14 protein-coding genes are annotated in these 15,385 nt (G+C 57.1%); all 14 read right to left on the reverse strand.

All coding sequences use genetic code 11. The features are described from left to right. Positions 1–245: helix-turn-helix domain-containing protein (locus G560_RS0116220; protein ID WP_244870038.1), on the reverse strand; the 245-nt coding region annotated here is incomplete at its 3' end. A gap of 98 nt (positions 246–343) precedes the next feature. Continuing rightward, positions 344–889: an AAA family ATPase gene (locus G560_RS0116225; protein ID WP_022705348.1), complete on the reverse strand. Its 546-nt coding sequence runs from the start codon at positions 887–889 to the stop codon at positions 344–346. A 323-nt stretch (positions 890–1,212) separates the two neighbouring features. After that, positions 1,213–3,204, reverse strand: coding sequence for a type IV secretory system conjugative DNA transfer family protein (locus tag G560_RS19565; RefSeq protein WP_022705349.1), 1,992 nt, complete (start codon positions 3,202–3,204; stop codon positions 1,213–1,215). 2 nt (positions 3,205–3,206) lie between these two features. Then, a complete protein-coding gene (locus G560_RS0116240; protein WP_155947347.1) occupies positions 3,207–5,396 on the reverse strand; it encodes a hypothetical protein in 2,190 nt (729 codons plus the stop codon). Between the two features lie 63 nt (positions 5,397–5,459). Further along, positions 5,460–6,446 (reverse strand): ATPase, T2SS/T4P/T4SS family, encoded by a 987-nt coding sequence (locus G560_RS0116245; RefSeq protein ID WP_022705351.1) that lies wholly within the window; start codon positions 6,444–6,446, stop codon positions 5,460–5,462. Beyond that, positions 6,446–7,750, reverse strand: coding sequence for a TraB/TrbI/VirB10 family type IV secretion system protein (locus G560_RS0116250; protein WP_028914190.1), 1,305 nt, complete (start codon positions 7,748–7,750; stop codon positions 6,446–6,448). Before G560_RS0116250 ends, G560_RS0116245 begins: the two co-directional genes overlap by 1 nt. Then, positions 7,747–8,463: a TrbG/VirB9 family P-type conjugative transfer protein gene (locus G560_RS0116255; RefSeq protein ID WP_033419477.1), complete on the reverse strand. Its 717-nt coding sequence runs from the start codon at positions 8,461–8,463 to the stop codon at positions 7,747–7,749. Before G560_RS0116255 ends, G560_RS0116250 begins: the two co-directional genes overlap by 4 nt. Position 8,464: 1 nt before the next feature. Then, positions 8,465–9,145 carry a VirB8 family type IV secretion system protein gene (locus G560_RS0116260; protein ID WP_022705354.1) on the reverse strand — a complete coding sequence of 227 codons (681 nt, stop codon included), beginning with the start codon at positions 9,143–9,145 and terminating at the stop codon, positions 8,465–8,467. Between the two features lie 45 nt (positions 9,146–9,190). Next, a complete protein-coding gene (locus tag G560_RS0116265) occupies positions 9,191–10,192 on the reverse strand; it encodes a TrbL/VirB6 family protein (RefSeq protein ID WP_022705355.1) in 1,002 nt (333 codons plus the stop codon). Further along, positions 10,192–10,674: a hypothetical protein gene (locus G560_RS0116270; protein WP_155947349.1), complete on the reverse strand. Its 483-nt coding sequence runs from the start codon at positions 10,672–10,674 to the stop codon at positions 10,192–10,194. The genes G560_RS0116265 and G560_RS0116270 overlap by 1 nt, the downstream gene beginning before the upstream one ends. A gap of 2 nt (positions 10,675–10,676) precedes the next feature. Continuing rightward, positions 10,677–11,474: a type IV secretion system protein gene (locus tag G560_RS20415; RefSeq protein WP_022705357.1), complete on the reverse strand. Its 798-nt coding sequence runs from the start codon at positions 11,472–11,474 to the stop codon at positions 10,677–10,679. After that, positions 11,471–12,613, reverse strand: a complete 1,143-nt coding sequence (locus G560_RS21675) for a lytic transglycosylase domain-containing protein (RefSeq protein WP_022705358.1) — start codon at positions 12,611–12,613, stop codon at positions 11,471–11,473. The genes G560_RS20415 and G560_RS21675 overlap by 4 nt, the downstream gene beginning before the upstream one ends. A 170-nt stretch (positions 12,614–12,783) precedes the next feature. Then, a complete protein-coding gene (locus G560_RS0116290) occupies positions 12,784–15,126 on the reverse strand; it encodes a VirB4 family type IV secretion/conjugal transfer ATPase (RefSeq protein WP_022705359.1) in 2,343 nt (780 codons plus the stop codon). Further along, the gene (locus tag G560_RS19570; protein WP_022705360.1) at positions 15,116–15,382 is read right to left on the reverse strand and encodes a VirB3 family type IV secretion system protein; all 267 of its coding nucleotides are present in this window, start codon (positions 15,380–15,382) and stop codon (positions 15,116–15,118) included. Before G560_RS19570 ends, G560_RS0116290 begins: the two co-directional genes overlap by 11 nt. Positions 15,383–15,385: the final 3 nt, after the last annotated feature.

Genomic DNA, 15,385 nt, shown 5'->3' on the forward strand with positions numbered 1-15,385 from the left:
GCAGTCCGGCGCTCTTTGCGTGATTTGCGCTGATCCGAAACAAGCCATGCTGTCAGCTGAGTGACATACGGATCCAGCTTGCTCGGACGATCCGGCGTCTGAAACGCTGGCTCAACAATCCCCTCCCGCAAATACTTCTTGATCGTGTTGCGCGAGATGCCCGTGCGCCGCGCGATCTCGCGAATGGGCATCTTCTCTCGCAGCGCCCATCCCCGGATAACTTTTAAAAAACTCATGTCTATCACTCCAAGTGCCCCCAGCTGATTCAAGCTGAGGCAAGGTTGCACATGGGTCAGTTCTCAGTGACAATTTTTGCTGTTGCCGGGTCAGTTCTCAGTGACAATCAACAATTCGGAATTTGCAGTCGAAGATGCCGGAAGAATGCGACATTGGGATCGGCGGGCAAGGGGGCCTCGGGCTCTGCTGCGCCCTCTACAATGGCTTCACCTTCTGCTGGAATCGGCAGGTCGAGGAGGTCGCCGACCCCAGAGAGAGCGGGCGCATATTCGATTCTTGCAATAGCAATTCTGCAGTCCGGGTCCAGATCAATGATAAAGGGTGAAAGCGGCCCAAGGTCTCCGGCCGCCTCGTAGCTGAAAGTGAGATCCAGCGAAATAGTGGGCAGCGCATCCAGCAGGACACTTGCCGGTGCATTGTCTTGAACTCGCTGTGTTCGGCATGAGATAAAAGCGGCGCGAAGCGATGCAGAAAAATCCTCAAGCCGGAATTGCCCGGCCTTGTCGCCAATAAAGCGGTCTAGCACCTCGGTCAGCGATGTTTTCCCGCTGTTATTGCGACCCACGATCACCGTTGAACTGGCCTCGACCGAAATTTCGACATCTTCAAGAAGCCTGAAACCACGCACATTTATTCCGGTCAGTCTGATCATAAAATTACCCGCTTTAACATTCATGGATTGATGCCCGCTCAACCGTTGAGTGTCACCATGTTTTTTTAATCGTGCTTCCTAATTTTCCAACGTTGTCCTCGCCGTCAAAGCCTGAAGCTGCATCTTTGCCTGTCCGTCTTCTGTCCGAAAATGCACCCATGCCAGTTGCGGTCGATGGCTGCCCCGCATCAAGGACTTAGACGGGACAGAACCCCATGCCAAAACCTTTGCAGTTTTGGGAAGTTTTCGCCAGCGATGTGGCCCTGACAACTGTAACTTTGCCTGATTCGGATTCGGGTTCTTCGTGATGAGCACGATCGCAGCTATGCCTCTTGTGCCTGAAGGCTGACGGTGAACTTGTTCATCCGGGCTACCGAGATTGTCGCCGACGGTTTCAAGGCATCCAGACCAACTTCGGGCTCAGCGACAGCCTCGGGCGGACCCGCTGTGAGAGCCACTTCGGACTCGAATTCCGCCTGCGCTGCGTCCTGCAAAACTTCCTCCCGCGCCACAATTTCGGCCGCCAGCTTCGGCTCCGGCTCGACGGGGGCTACTGCCTTTGCTTTCTCCGGCCGCACGAAATCCACCACCACCCGTTCCGCAACTCGCCGCTCCAGCGCTTCCAGCCGTTCGGTCAACACCTGAACCGAGGCTCCTTCTTTTGACGGATAGGGCAGGACACCCTTCTGGGCCTCGAACAACTTCCTAAACGTCGGATCTTGGAAATACACAATCCGATGCACCAGAAGGGGGTTTTGCCGTTCTGGGATCAGGATCGCCAGATCCGGGTTCAAACGCCGAACTTCATCTGGCGTCAGCAGTGGCCGTTCCTCCATTCGCCGACTGACCGAGCGCCGCTGCATGAAGTCCCGATCCCGCGACACGCTGTCCGATACCGAAAGCTTGGTGGTTTTACCCAAAGCGTCTGAGATTTCCCCGGCAGTTTTCTTGTCGTTGGCGGCAAGGTAGAGTTTCATGCCTGCAGCAGATTCAAGCGACAATCGAACATTTTCGCCATAGATGTTGTCGAGGCCGGGGATCGACTGTGTGATAATCGAAACCCGCGCGCCGTGACCGGCCAGCTGCTTTAGCGCCTGCTCAACAATGGGCATCGGCCCCAACTGGTCGAATTCATCCAACATGACCATCACGGGCCAAGGCTCCAACTTTGGGTCGGGCAAGGTCGACCGCATGGTGGCGATCAACTCCCCAAAGAACAGCCGAACCAGTGGCGACAGCGTGCGGATATCGTCGGCGTTGACGACGACGTAGATCGACATCGGGCGTTTACGCAGATCGGCGAAGGAAAAGTCGTTTCCGGATGTCGCGCGGTCCACGGCCGGATTGTTCCAAAGCGTCATACCCGCGCCGCCCAAGACCGAGGCATGCGAGGAAAGAGTGCGGTCGGAATAGCCCGCGAACTTGCGGAAGGTCTGGGCGGCGTTGGGATGTTTCACTTCCTCGGCATGCTCGCCGTACACCGCTTGCGTCGCACCGCGCCCGAAGAGGATGCGGCTGATTTCTCCGATAGTGGGTTTGCCCCGCTCAATGGCCAGAAGACCTGCGGCGACGTAAAGCTCGCGCCCTTCTGTCAAAAAGTCCCCGGCAGTGCCTTTGTCGGAAACGGTCAAAAAGTAGTCCGATATCTTGGCCAATTCCGTATAGCGTTGTTCGAGATTTGCAATCCGTGCCACGCGCTCGAGCGGGTTGTAGCGATGGGTTGGATGCTCAAAATCAAAGGGCGAGAAACGATAGACCGCGTCGCCCTCCGATTGGCGATGCCGGGATGTGGCCTCAAAAATCTCGCCTTTGACGTCAAGAATGACGACGCTGCCGTTGAAGAGAAGGGTGTTCGGGATGACATACCCCACGCCTTTGCCCGCGCGGGTTGGGGCCACAACGAGGCAATGCGGGAATTTCTGGAACGTGGCGCTAACGTAGGGCGCGGATTTCGCGGGGGCGGCGAGCTTGCCGAAGACGAGACCTGCGCCCAAAGGCTGCAGAAGACCATTTGCCTTCATCTGGGCCCGTGCTTGGAATTTTGACTGACCATATTCGGTGAGTTGCTGGCGGAACGTCAGGGCAACGGCCGCAATCGTGAAGAGGCCGGTTGAACCGCCGACGATCTGCCAGGGCAGGACCCAAGGCACGGACGTCAACCGGTCAAAACCTGGAAACTCTGCCAAGAGCACGAAAAGACCTGTCGCATTCGGATCGCGCCCGAGGATCAGGTTGAGAACGAGTCCCCCAGCGATAAGGCCGACGAGCAAGCCTGATGTGAGGCCAAGCGGCAGCAACAGTGCAATACGCTGCATGATCAAAACTCTCTGTGGTGGTCATGGGCGCGGTTGCGGTCGCGCGCATGCTCAGGCGGGCGTTCATGCCCATGGGCAAGGGCTGCAAATTTCTGCTCGGCTGCTTCTGCTTCATGGGAACTGAGACCAAGCGCGGGATGTTCTTTCGCCGCTGAGACCACCGCAAGTGCCACTGCCTGCCGGGCAGTGGGGTCGGGCACATCCCTAGCAAGTGCCTCGGTGCGGCCTGCGGCGATGTCTTTCAGGATCGACGCGCCATAGCGTTCTGTCATCGCGTCCGCAAAATCGCGCGCCTGATCTTCGTTGCGGAAGGTGACCGAGCCTTGCTGTGCCTGCACCGAAGCAAGCTTACCCAAGGCCGCGACCAGTAGATCAGGGCCTCGTGCCACCTCAATCGTGCGCGCAGAATGGATCAACTCTGCGGCCCGCTCGTAAAAGTTGTCAACGAGCTCTGCCGCGCGGCTTCGGGCAGTATTGTCGCCCATATCAAGCCGATGGCGGGCCGCAACCTCCGCAATGTCGGACTTCACCCAGCCCTCTTCTTGATGGGCGTTGGCGGCACCTACAATGAGACGCAGCCCCAGTTTGGATCCGTCGATCCCAGCCTCAATGGCTGCAGCTTGCAGACCCGCTTTGAGGTTTGTGCGGGTGTCATTGCTCAGATCTATTTCCTCGGCGCCCACCATCATTGATGTTGCGCCAAACGCCGTGCTGTAAAGGGTTGAGCGCGGTGGGGCCTCAACTGCTTCGCGCTCCTTGTCGAGACCAAAGGCTGCGGCGGCGTCTTTGGCAATGCCTTGCATTTCTGTGCGTAGATCGTCCTGCACGTCCCAAGGCAGACGGTCGATCTGGGCACTCGATTGCTCCACCCAAGTAGATATAGCCCGCGCCGGGTCCGCGGCGAAGTCTGCGCGTTGCCGTTCTTCTGCGGCATAGGCTGCAATTACAGGACTTTGCGCCAGGTGTGTGGCCAAGGCCTCGCTCAGCGGCCCCTCATCAGGAAACTTGGCCAGTATCTCCGACCCGCCATTTTGGGCATAGGAGGTCACAACCAAAAGCTCGTCCGGCAGAAATCCACTGGAGTCTGCGCCATCGATGAACCTCCCCGTGCCAAGCGCCTCATTCGCGTCGGGAATATGCGCTTTAACCAATTCCCGGAACTCTGGATCAGCGATCAGCCTCTCGGCCAGATCCCGCGTGTCGGCATCATCGCGCCCCAAGGTCAGAACCAGTTGCGCATCCTCGCCTGCATAGATCGCAGTTTCCGGGCGAGGAAACTCGGGTTGCTCGCGATGTTCAATGATAAGTCCAGTGGGGGCGGGCTCGGGTGCGTCCAACAAATCGCGATCCATCTCTGCGGCGCGATTTACTGCCACCTCGAGCCCTTTCTCGCCGCCCTCGTAGAAATCCCAAGCGTGACGCAAGGCGTCGCGGGAATTTGGGAAGCTCATTTCCGAGATGGTGATCTCAACCTCTCCTCCCGGCAAATGCGCCTCATATCCCGTGTGCATGCCCTTCTCTGTCGCGACAGCCACAGGCCGCAGCTCGACATTTGCATCGGTGGTGACCCAGTCGCCTGCGGCGATGATGGCTGGTTTGTCACTGGCGGCGGCATCCGGTTGCGCCATTTCGCGATCCGCGCCTGCATCCCTGGCCTGCACTGCTGCTTGCAGTTTTGGACCGGGTGCCACTTCGTCTGTGTGCTCGGCCCAAAGGGCCGCTGCCTTTTCCGGTTCGCGGCGCGCGAAGGCTTCCAGATCATCTTTCACCCTGGCATCGAGCCGCTCAATCACATTTTCCCCGTCCTTGCTCCAGTCGACCTTGCCGAGCCGTTCCATTAGCGAGGCCTCCATCGCATTCAGGAACCCCACGCGAAACTCTGCGTCTGGCGCATGCGAGTCCGGCAAGCTCTTGAAATAACGCGCCTCGCCGCCCTCATGGACCCCGTGGATTTCTGTCCGGGCCATAGTGCGTGCAGAATTGCCATCAATGTGAGCCACCGAAGGCCGCTCTGCGGGATCGGCACGGAAGAAGGCCTCTCCTGCCAAGCGCGGGTCTTCGAATTCTTGCGCCTCGCCTGACCGGCTCTGGTACAAGGAAAAGTACTCTTTTGGGCGTAAGGCGGCCGGATGCTCCGTCTCTGCGCGGTCAGTTTCTGGGCGGGCTTGCCCTGCATTAAATACGTTTTCCATTGATGTACCTGTGACGCGGGCAAAGAGCCGGAAAAGAGAGAAGAAAAGGAACGGGCTTTGGCGCTAGTCGTCGAGACCCGGAAAATACATCTCCATGATCCCGCGCTGATCGCCGATGCGGCCCATTTGCAAGATCACATCGATTGAAGTCTGCAGGTATCGGATCACTTCGCCGAAACTGAGCTTAGTGCCTTGGGCCATGACGAGGAGCGCCAAGCGGTCCATGGCTTTGCGTGCGGAATGCGCATGGAGCGTGGTGAACGACCCCGAATGCCCGGTGTTGATTGCATCGAGAAACGTCGCGGCCTCAGACCCGCGCAATTCGCCGAGGATAATCCGATCTGGCCGCAGGCGCAGCGTCGCTTGCAAAAGCTTGTCGGCGGACCGAGGCGATCGCTCATCCCGCTGGGCGATCAAGCTGACAGTGTTGGGCTGGCCGGGCAGCAATTCCAGGGAGTCCTCGATGGTGACAATACGTTCATCCGGGGCCACCATTTCCAAGAGCTTGCGGCCAAGTTCGGTTTTGCCAGTCGAGGTGCCACCAGACACGATGACGTTGAGGCGTTCGCGCACGAGGGTTTGAAGGAATGCATCAACATCGACCCCTTCAGATTTGGCGCGAATGCCTGCAACCATCGCCCGCCGCTCCTCCTCCAAAGAACGTTCTTGCCCGCGCAGAAAGCTGAAGGCGCGGGCGGGCCGCCGTGCATCCCCGATATGTGAGCGAAACATGCGGATGCCGATTACCGTGCCACTTGAGACCGCCGGGGTGCCAACGACCTGACAGCGCAGCATCAAATCGCGGTAGCGCACAGCCGCCGAGACAAGTGGGGCGGCATCGGTAAAGGTGTTGGACGTTGAGTTGGCAATTTGGGAGGCGAGATCACGGACCTGACGCGCGGGCAGGGCGGATAGATCGCTCCGCGTCATGTGAATCTGCCCCAACCGCTCGATCCAAATGCTGCCATCTGCATTGATCGCGATTTCCATGACGGCAGGATCTACAAGAACTGCATCCAGCTGGCCAAGATAAGTGTCGAGATAGCTCATCAGTAGAACTCGATGTCAGCATCAACGCGGACCATCACCACGGCCCCTTGATTGACGCTGATGGTGGGGGGAATGCTGAGATAATCGGCCATGACGGTGTTGACCGCCTCGCCGAGATCATTGCCGACGCTTTCGGCTGTATCCGATGCCGTTTGATTGCTGTCGTATTTCGCGGCGGCGATGGCTGGGACAGCGCCGATCACAGAAATCAGCGCGGCCGTGCCAAAGCGTTGCAGAAAATGGTTGCGGACCTTACCGGACAGACCCGAGCGCCCCATGCGGTCAGTGCCATAGGCAGCAAGGCTGACGGACTGGCCATCTGTTGTGACCAACCGATCCCAAGCAATCAGCACACGTCGCTGGCCGGGAGAGACATCGCTATCGTAGCGCCCGAAGAGGCGCGAGCCACGCGGGATCAACACCTGGCTCATATCGAAGGACCAGACATCATGGCTGACGATGGCCGCAACATTGCCGGATAGATCAGTGCTGAGTGCCGTTTCAAGTGAGGCCTCGATCAACGTGCCTTGCATTATGGTGTTTGCCGGATTGGCGATCACTTCCGCTTGCCGAATGTCAGCCGCTTTGGCACTCGCCCGGCGGAAGGCATCATCTACCGTTCCTGCACTGCCAGACGTTGCAGCCTCTCCAGTCCCGCCCGCATCCAAGCTTGAGCGTAGGGCTACCATATCCGAATGGATCTGCGACTGCTTCAAGGCTTCAGCCTCCTCGCGACGTCGGGCCAATTCCGCTTCCCGGGCCTTTGCTGCGTCAGCGGCCGGGTCGCCTGCGATCAAAGCTTGGGTGTCTAGTTCGGTCTGCAGGCGGATATTTTCGCGCTCAAGCTCCGAAAGGGCCGCTTCGCGCGCTCTCGCGTCGGCATCCAAGCTATCGACTTGCGCCTTTAGGGCTTGCAGACCAGCCTCGTCCAAAACTGTCACAGGGTTCGCCTTGAGATCAGCGATCTGGGCATTCAACCTATCCACCTCGGCTTGAAGCCGGTCTTCCTCGCTTCGATCAACGGGGGCGGATGCAAGCTGCGGTTTGGCTTTTGTGATGCTGAACCCGTCTGTGCCGGTTCCATCCCCTTGGAAATCACTGACCGAGGCGGTTTCAATGGCGGGTGCTGCGGCAGGAGCGTCGGGTGCAGCAAGCACGAGCCAGGCCCCGACGCCGACACCCGCGACAGCAGTAACGGCGGATAGAGCATAGGGGTTGATGCCGCGCCGGCGTTTTGGCGCATCAGTTGGTTTTATACGCGCCATACGAGCTGAGAGTTTGTCGCTTTGAGCCTCGTCATTCATTGGAGGGCTCCTGGTTCGGCCGTCACGCAAACATAGTCGTCGCCATAGCGCAGCACCCAACGCTCGGACCGCGTGCTGACGGTAATGGTGGTGCCGCGCACAGCAGAATTGACCGAATATTCCTGGCCCTTGTCATCCGCGCGGAAAATCGTAGGCATGGGTGCGCCCGGCGGGATTAAAAACATCGTTCTGCGCCCATCATCCGAGATAGAGATCGGTGTAAAGGCTGGCAGCTTTTTGCGCTTTTTCATAACCTTATAGGTCATGGGTTGGACGGGTGGGATTTCAGAGGCTGTCTGCTTGGCCCCACTTGCTCCCGGTACGGTGAATTTCACCGAATAGTTCGGATTGCCTTTGGCACTTTCAGAGACCTGCAAGAAGTAGATGTTGCGCTGGGTCTCAACCGTGAGGTTTGTCGAGGCCCCTGCAACAACGGGCTTGATGATGAAAAGGTTTGGCCGCTCCAATTTATCGATCTTGAAGCTTTCGAGATCACCGATGGCGATGGACTGGATTTTCTCACCGGCACCCAATTCGACAAGGGTCACAGCGCGAAGCCGTGTGGTGATCCGGTAGACTTGGCCTTCTTGATAATTTGCATAAGTCACCCGCGCATCGCGACTGCCGGATTTGGGGGCGGTTTCGGCAAAAGCGGGCAGGGCGGTGAGACTGGCCAGTAATCCCAAGGCAGCAATTGTCATGTGTGATGTCATCTTAGCCCTCTTGAGCTTGCAGGGTTTCGGCGGTGATGCGGTAATTGGTCACCAAGAACCCGGTCGGGTTTTGCCAAACGAGATCGAGTGCTGTTTGTTTGGAGGGCTCAAAGCGATAGGTGACGGTCGCTGTGAACTTACCCTCACGGTCTGGAATGCCCTCGCCGTCAGAGACCCAGGTCTTGGTAAAGCGCACTTGTGCTGTGGTGTCGGTGACCGGCGTGATCGACAGTATATCAACGACAACACGCCCACTCTGGCCGTAAAGCTTTGGCGGGTAGTTGGCGTTTCCTTCGGTCCAGAGGCTTACAAGGCCTTGGCGTGCATTGGCCGCAGACCAAGTGTAGGCGCGTAAGATACGGGCCTCATTGTCGTGTTGATCATAGGTTTCGCGGTCGGTGACATAGGCGAAAAGCAGGCTTTGTCGGATCGCTTCAGCCTGTTCGATCCCGGCTTTTTCCACCGCGACCACGCGTTCAGCCACACCAGTGTCTTTGTCGACGATGGCCAGAAAGGCTTCGGTCTGTTTCAAAGGAAGCATGACGGCGACGGCAATCATCCCTATGAGGCCAATGGCCAGTCCGCCACCTGCAATTGCGTAAGCAATGCGCTCGCGCTTTTTGACGCCAAAGAACATCTCAGCCTCAATAAAGCTTCTCAATTCAGGGGATGAACCTGTCATAGTCTTGCTCCGAAAAAAGGGGAATTACGCGGGTATCGGGCGGCGTTAGCTGTCGCGAAGAAACTGAGAGAAGCGCTGCCTTGTAGCGTGGCCACGCTCAGCATCTGAGCGGGCTTGATCGCGCAGATGATGGTGCTCGGTTTTGCCGCCATGCATCATCCCCGAGCGAAACTCGTTCATCCGCCGCGACGTATAGTCGGAGGTTTTTTCCAGCGGTTTGCCAGCAATGCGCAACGCTTGCGGCGCAAAACCAGCCAGACTTATCTGCCCGGTGATATGCGTGACGGCATTCGGAATCGACATCAGCGCAAAGATGCCCACGAAAACGATAACAAAGAAACCGAGGATTGATCCTAGATCAGTGACATCCGTTGCCTTTTTGAAGACGTCGTGAGCAACCGTAACAACGGCGACGATTACCCCGGCAGAGGCGACCGGATACATGAGATAGCCAATCATTGCAGAGAGCCAAGCTTCAAAGATGCCCTTGGTTTTGTCAAAGATCGTGGCGCCGATGGCGATGGGGGCCACGCCCAGGAGAAAGGCGATCATTAACTTGGAGAAGCCTACGATGAAGACATAGACAGCCATGAGGATTCCAAGAACGACATAGAGGACTGCGGCAACAAATCCCCGCATAATTGAAGACATGGCAGAGGAAACAGAGTCCACGTTTCCGGCCATCATATTCGCCATGTCATCCATTGCTGCAGTGGCTGATGTTCCAACACCACTGCCACCCATTCGGAAATATTCCAGCGCGAGATCGCCTAGGCCATTGCTCAATGCTTGGTAAATTTCGACAAAGTTCATCCACGAAAGGCCAAACATCAGCACCATGGCGATCCGAAACGACAGTTGCACCGCATCTCGCATGGCAATGCGATAGACATTCAGTGCCATATTGATCCCGACGAGCACAAGAAGCAGGGTCAATAGGCTAGTGTAGATCGGCGCGATTGCACGGGCAGTTGTCTCGAAATACTGTTGGCCAACTGCGGCTATAGCACCATCAAGCGTTGCCAAAATGGTCGAGACGCTATCCATCAAAATGGCCCGCCACACATTGTTTCAGCAACAGCGATGAGTTCATCAGCCACGTTTGAGATTGATTCAGTGTCAGCCCAGCTCAGAAGCTTAGTGTTGCTTTGCTCGCGAAGCTTTTTGGCGATCGGCTCTGACTTGCCCCAAGACGCGACCTTTCCGGCACATGAACAATCTTTGTTTTCGATGACGTTTACAGCTCGCACATAACCAAAGATGTCACGATAAGCCCGAGCTTCAGGACCTTTCTGGCTTTGTACATATTCATGTGGCCAAGTTGCGCGGCAAGACCGCCATTCCTCGTTCACGGCACCTTCAATGGGTCGTACATCATCGGGCACTGTAACCTTTGGCAGCACGTTCAAAAATGCCTCTTCTTGGGCTGGATTCGCTGGGACAGGGGTTTGAGCCATGCTCGGCCCACCAAAAGCGACAAGAGACACCATCGTGAGAGCCAAGATTGTGGTGGGTTTATTCTTTGACATGGTCATTTCTCTCCAAGGACCTTTATGAACTTTTGTTCTTCGGCGGCGGTGGCTGCGTCCATGACGCCGGCCTCACCCATGCCCATCAGCTGGGCGGATTCCATATTCCAGATATTGGCAAGCGCAATAGACAGCTCCGCCGTCACGCGGGTGTTCAGATCAATGGCCTCTTTCATCCCTTCGGTGCCGGGAATTGCCTGAACGAGATCATTTACTCGACCAAGGCTTTCGGACGCCTTGACGGAGGAGGTTTCAGCGGCGGCGGAGAGAAATGCGGCGGTATTGGCCTGTGTGCCGATCCGGGCGGCCCCTGGGTTTTCGCTCTTGGCGAGCGCATCGACGGTTTTCACATCAAGGCCAACGGAGGTGAAAAACTCAGAAACATAGGTTTCGGCAGGCTTGCCCCCGACTTTGCCAGAAGTGGTCATGCTGGAATAACTGCCATCCTTCGCGGCCAAGAGCCCGCCAGTCAGATTATTCACATCAGGCAAGATATCATCGAAAAACGTCTTGGGATCCGGAATGCCGAGGGCCTCCAGCGTCAGTCCTTCCTTCAACGCCTTCAATTGCTGTTCTAAAAGTAGGATCTGCTGGATCTGCTTCAGAATCTGATCATCGAGTTTCAAATTGGACGCAATCTGCTCTTTTACCTGCAGCTTGGCCTCTGTCAGAACCTCACCAAGCTTCAAAAAGCTTTTGATGTCAAAAATAGGAACGCCTTGTGCAAGCGAAGGGATTGGAAGGATGAGTGTAACAGACAGAATGAAAGGTGGGAGACCCCGTAGGAATTTGCGGATCATTCAGTATTTGCCCCTACTTTGATAAATGTTGCGTCGGTAGCATAGGCCTGCAGCCACAGTGCGTAGCGCGCTTGATCGACGCGTCCCCGGGCTGCCTTGACCCGGTTGACCATCAGCGCAATCCGCACGGCCTCGGCTCGCGCATAGCTGTTGAGGTCCAGCGCCTCCTTGGCGGATTTGGTGGTCGGAATGCGCTCGATGATGCTGCGCAAGCGCTTTAGCGATGTTTCAATCTCAAGACTGGCCTGCATGCCATAATGCAGCCCTGCGTCCGAGATATTGCTGGCCTCAGATATTGCCATGTCTCGCGGATCAAACGTGCCGACTTGATCAATCCCACTGATCCGACCCGCATAAGCGTTAAAGAAGCTCGTGATCCGAACCACGTAACCTTGGGTTTCCTTATAGGGTGGGACGCCACCGTATTTGATCACAGCACCGGGCCCAGCGTTATATGCGGCCAAAGCAAGAGGGACGGAGCCAAATCGATTGAGTTGCGCCAGAAAATACCGCGCCCCGCCATCAAGCTGCAGCATTGGATCATCATAGTAGGCGGGGTAGATGCCCAGATCTTTTGCAGTTCCCGGCATAACTTGGGTAAGCCCAAACGCTCCTACGGGACTGCGCGCTCCGATGGAAAACCCAGATTCCTGCTTCACCAGGCTTTGGAACCAGATGCGGAACTCGACCGCGCTTAAGCCGGCCCGCGCAAGACCGGGATGCCCCGCATATTTGCGAGCCGTGGCGACAATCATTTCCTCAACGCTGGTCTTGGCATCACCAAACAGCCGCGCGGCATAGGGATTTTTGTCGTCAACTGCATAGAGGACCTTCGCCTCTGCACCGGGAAGTGTTTCCAGATTGCCGATCCACGGCGTTTTGCCGGTCATCATCGCCAATGTGGCGTCCAGAGCATCAAGTTGATCTTGATGCAGCGCATCGATGCGACGCTTTTTGTCGGCTTCAAGTTCGCGCGCGCCGGTCAGCGTTGTCATCTGCGCAATCTCAAGAATGTGCTGAAACAATGCTTTCGTATCCAAGCCAGGCACACCTTGTGCCGCCGCTGCAAAAGGCAGCGCCGTAACGGCCATCAACAGCCCGCAAAGAAAATATGAAAACCTATCGGCAGGGCGAGACATGAGTGTCTGTTGCCAAGTTTGGGCCAGTGCCCATTGTAGAGACCACGGTGTTAGAGCCTGCAGTACTCCAGCAATTGGTCTTGGTGATTGGCACTTCCGCGCAAGCAGACAGGGTCAGAGCGCTGAATCCTATAATAGTAATTATGTAATATATTGATTTCATTAGGTAATCATTCCTTCCAGAATTTGGACCGTGACGCATAGTCGGCACCAAAGGCATTCAAACCAGCCTGACCACCGCCGAGGGCAGTCAAAAGTGGCCCCAAGGCTTTGAGATCGACATTCAGAACTGTGGAGCTGCGCGGGTTGCGCGACAGCACCATACGTTGGCCCGGGATCGGGCTCAGGACAAAATCCAACTCGCCATCGGTCAGGCGGAACCCGTCATAGTCTGAGACCGCCGCCTCGCCATTGGGAAAGAGCAACTGGTTTGGCAGGGCTTCCAGGATTGAGCGGGCTTTTGATCCCCGGATCTGGCTCGGGAACTGGGTCATCATCACCACGACGACGTTCTTCTTGCGCGCAGTCACCAACCATTCGGCGAGCTTCTTGGCGAAGTATTCGTCGTCAAGAACTTTCCAAGCTTCATCAATCAGGATCAGCGTCGGGCGCTTTTCCTCGATCAGCATCTCAATGCGGCGGAAGAGATAGCCAAGGATTGCAGTGCGCTCGGTGCCAAGGTCGAGGATTTCTGTAAGATCGACGGCTGTCACGTCGTGGCTGGTAAAATCCACCACGGGCTCGTCGGCTTCGCCAAAGACCCAGCCATAACGGCCCTCCGGCCCCCATTCGCGCAAGCGCTGCGCCAGATCGAGGCCATCCCCGACATCACCAAAGAGCTCTTGAAACGCCCGAAAATTCCGCAACCCAACGCGCGCTTTGCCGTTTTGGGCAATGGCCGATTTGAGCGCTTCTGATTGCAACGGCGACAGTGGTCCACTGCGCTGCTCTAAAAGTGCCACCAGCCAATCCAAAAACCACGCCTCGCCACGCTCGCCGGATTCAGTGGCAAGCGGGTTTAACCCCGTTGGACGCCCGGCGCGAATTTCGGCGTAGCGACCACCAAGCGCGTGAACTGCCATCTTCAGCCCCGCTTCCTTATCAAAGATGATGGTTCGGCCGCCTGCCCTTTGGGCTTGCGCAGCCAAGAAGGCCACCGTCGTGGATTTCCCGCCGCCAGATTTGCCCAGAACGAGTGTGTGGCCGTTGGTGGGTTCGGCTTTGGGATCGCCTGGCTCATGAAAACTGAACCGATGCAGCGAACCTTGCAGCGTCTGAAACAGCGTGATCGGTGTGCCCCACGGCAGACGCGCAGGCTCTGTCCCGGTGTCAGCTGCATGCAGGGCTGCCATATCGGCGAAATTGATCGATGATACGGTCATGTCGCGCGCGCGATACGCCATATTGCCGGGATGCATGGAAAACAGACCTGCTTCGAGCGCCGTTGTTTCTCGCACCAGCCGCATACCGTTCTGATGCGCGATGCCGCGGATGCGCGCGACTTCAGTATCTAGAGCAGTTTGGCCCTCTGCAAAAATGGTAATGGTCATCTGATGCAGACCAAAACCCAACTCGCCGCTTTCAGCCTTGTCGGCGGCCTCGAAGAGCTGCGCTTCGACCGTTGCGGCGATGTCTTCGGCAGCGCGCATCTGTGTCACGCGGCGCTTGACGCGCTCGGTGATGCTGCCGCGTTCAATCGGCGTATAGCTATGGGTGATGATGGTGTCACGGCTCGCGCCGAGCGCATCAAGCATGCCGGGCCAAGTTGAGGTGGCATAGGATTTGACATAGAGGACCGCGCCAACGCGTGGTGTGTCAGTGCCCTCTTCCACGGTGAACTGCGCTTTTTCAAAGCGGATTGCGGCCCCGGCGGCATCTTCCGCGAGGAGGCCGAAGGGGCTGCGCGGCACAAGGCGAAGCTCGCCCGTGAGAAGGGACGCATAAAACCCGATGAGGCTGCCGTCACTGATTTTGAGTCGGTGGCTTTTTGCGCCAAGCCCGGTCTCCAAGATCGAGACCACTTCGTGGAGTTCCTCAAGCCGCCGATCGGTATCCTCGCCCCAGATCTTTGCAGCGGCCTTGCCGAACAGAGGCACGGCAAGCGGTGCGGTTCGCTGCCGCACCACGGTCAGGATCAGCACTGACTCTTGCAGGTTGCGGCGGCCGAGATCTTGTCCCCAAGCTTTGTCGATATCCGCGGCAAAACTTTGACCGTGGATCGGCTTTAGTCCAGTCTCGGCAGGACGCATCATGCGGTGCAAATAAAAGGTGAAGCGCTCATCCAGCGTGTCCAAGAGATGCGCTAAGCCTGCACGTAAGGCCGTGATTGCGGACGCTCCCGTGGTTACCCCGTCGATACCAGTGATTTCCAACGAGATCATCAGCGCATTGTCCCGTGTGCGCACGGTCTCATCATCAATCTCGATGACATAGGGCAAATGCGCATAGAGTTTTGGGTCCGCCGGGATCAATGCCCGCGCCCTGCCCCGCACGCCGTCCCGCTCAAGAAACATGACGCCGCCCTTTGCGCAAAATGGCGAGGGGCGTGACTTGCATCATAACGGCAAAGACATGGTGGCCGTTTGGATTGACCCGTGTCGCGATACGAGCCAACCCGTACCAGACCGGAGCCGTCAGAAACCACCAGATCACTTTGAACAGAATGAAAGGAAGCACGGTCATGGCCCCCACGGCCATGGCGTAGGGCATCGGAAGCCCCAAAAACTTTGCCTGCCGTGAGAGGCCAAGGATGACCGCGCTTTTTTCCATGAT

This window comes from Pseudorhodobacter ferrugineus DSM 5888 (genome assembly GCF_000420745.1).
Lineage (GTDB): Bacteria > Pseudomonadota > Alphaproteobacteria > Rhodobacterales > Rhodobacteraceae > Pseudorhodobacter > Pseudorhodobacter ferrugineus.

What these genes read in the sequence shown, in the direction of transcription:
- G560_RS0116250 (WP_028914190.1), bottom strand. Translation starts at nt 7,750, where the DNA reads ATGAATGACGAGGCTCAAAGCGACAAACTCTCAGCTCGTATGGCGCGT.
- G560_RS20415 (WP_022705357.1), bottom strand. Translation starts at nt 11,474, where the DNA reads ATGATCCGCAAATTCCTACGGGGTCTCCCACCTTTCATTCTGTCTGTT.
- G560_RS0116245 (WP_022705351.1), bottom strand. Translation starts at nt 6,446, where the DNA reads ATGAGCTATCTCGACACTTATCTTGGCCAGCTGGATGCAGTTCTTGTA.
- G560_RS0116255 (WP_033419477.1), bottom strand. Translation starts at nt 8,463, where the DNA reads ATGACATCACACATGACAATTGCTGCCTTGGGATTACTGGCCAGTCTC.
- G560_RS19565 (WP_022705349.1), bottom strand. Translation starts at nt 3,204, where the DNA reads ATGCAGCGTATTGCACTGTTGCTGCCGCTTGGCCTCACATCAGGCTTG.
- G560_RS21675 (WP_022705358.1), bottom strand. Translation starts at nt 12,613, where the DNA reads ATGTCTCGCCCTGCCGATAGGTTTTCATATTTTCTTTGCGGGCTGTTG.
- G560_RS0116265 (WP_022705355.1), bottom strand. Translation starts at nt 10,192, where the DNA reads ATGGATAGCGTCTCGACCATTTTGGCAACGCTTGATGGTGCTATAGCC.
- G560_RS0116240 (WP_155947347.1), bottom strand. Translation starts at nt 5,396, where the DNA reads ATGGAAAACGTATTTAATGCAGGGCAAGCCCGCCCAGAAACTGACCGC.
- G560_RS0116260 (WP_022705354.1), bottom strand. Translation starts at nt 9,145, where the DNA reads ATGACAGGTTCATCCCCTGAATTGAGAAGCTTTATTGAGGCTGAGATG.
- G560_RS0116270 (WP_155947349.1), bottom strand. Translation starts at nt 10,674, where the DNA reads ATGTCAAAGAATAAACCCACCACAATCTTGGCTCTCACGATGGTGTCT.
- G560_RS19570 (WP_022705360.1), bottom strand. Translation starts at nt 15,382, where the DNA reads ATGGAAAAAAGCGCGGTCATCCTTGGCCTCTCACGGCAGGCAAAGTTT.
- G560_RS0116225 (WP_022705348.1), bottom strand. Translation starts at nt 889, where the DNA reads ATGATCAGACTGACCGGAATAAATGTGCGTGGTTTCAGGCTTCTTGAA.
- G560_RS0116290 (WP_022705359.1), bottom strand. Translation starts at nt 15,126, where the DNA reads ATGTTTCTTGAGCGGGACGGCGTGCGGGGCAGGGCGCGGGCATTGATC.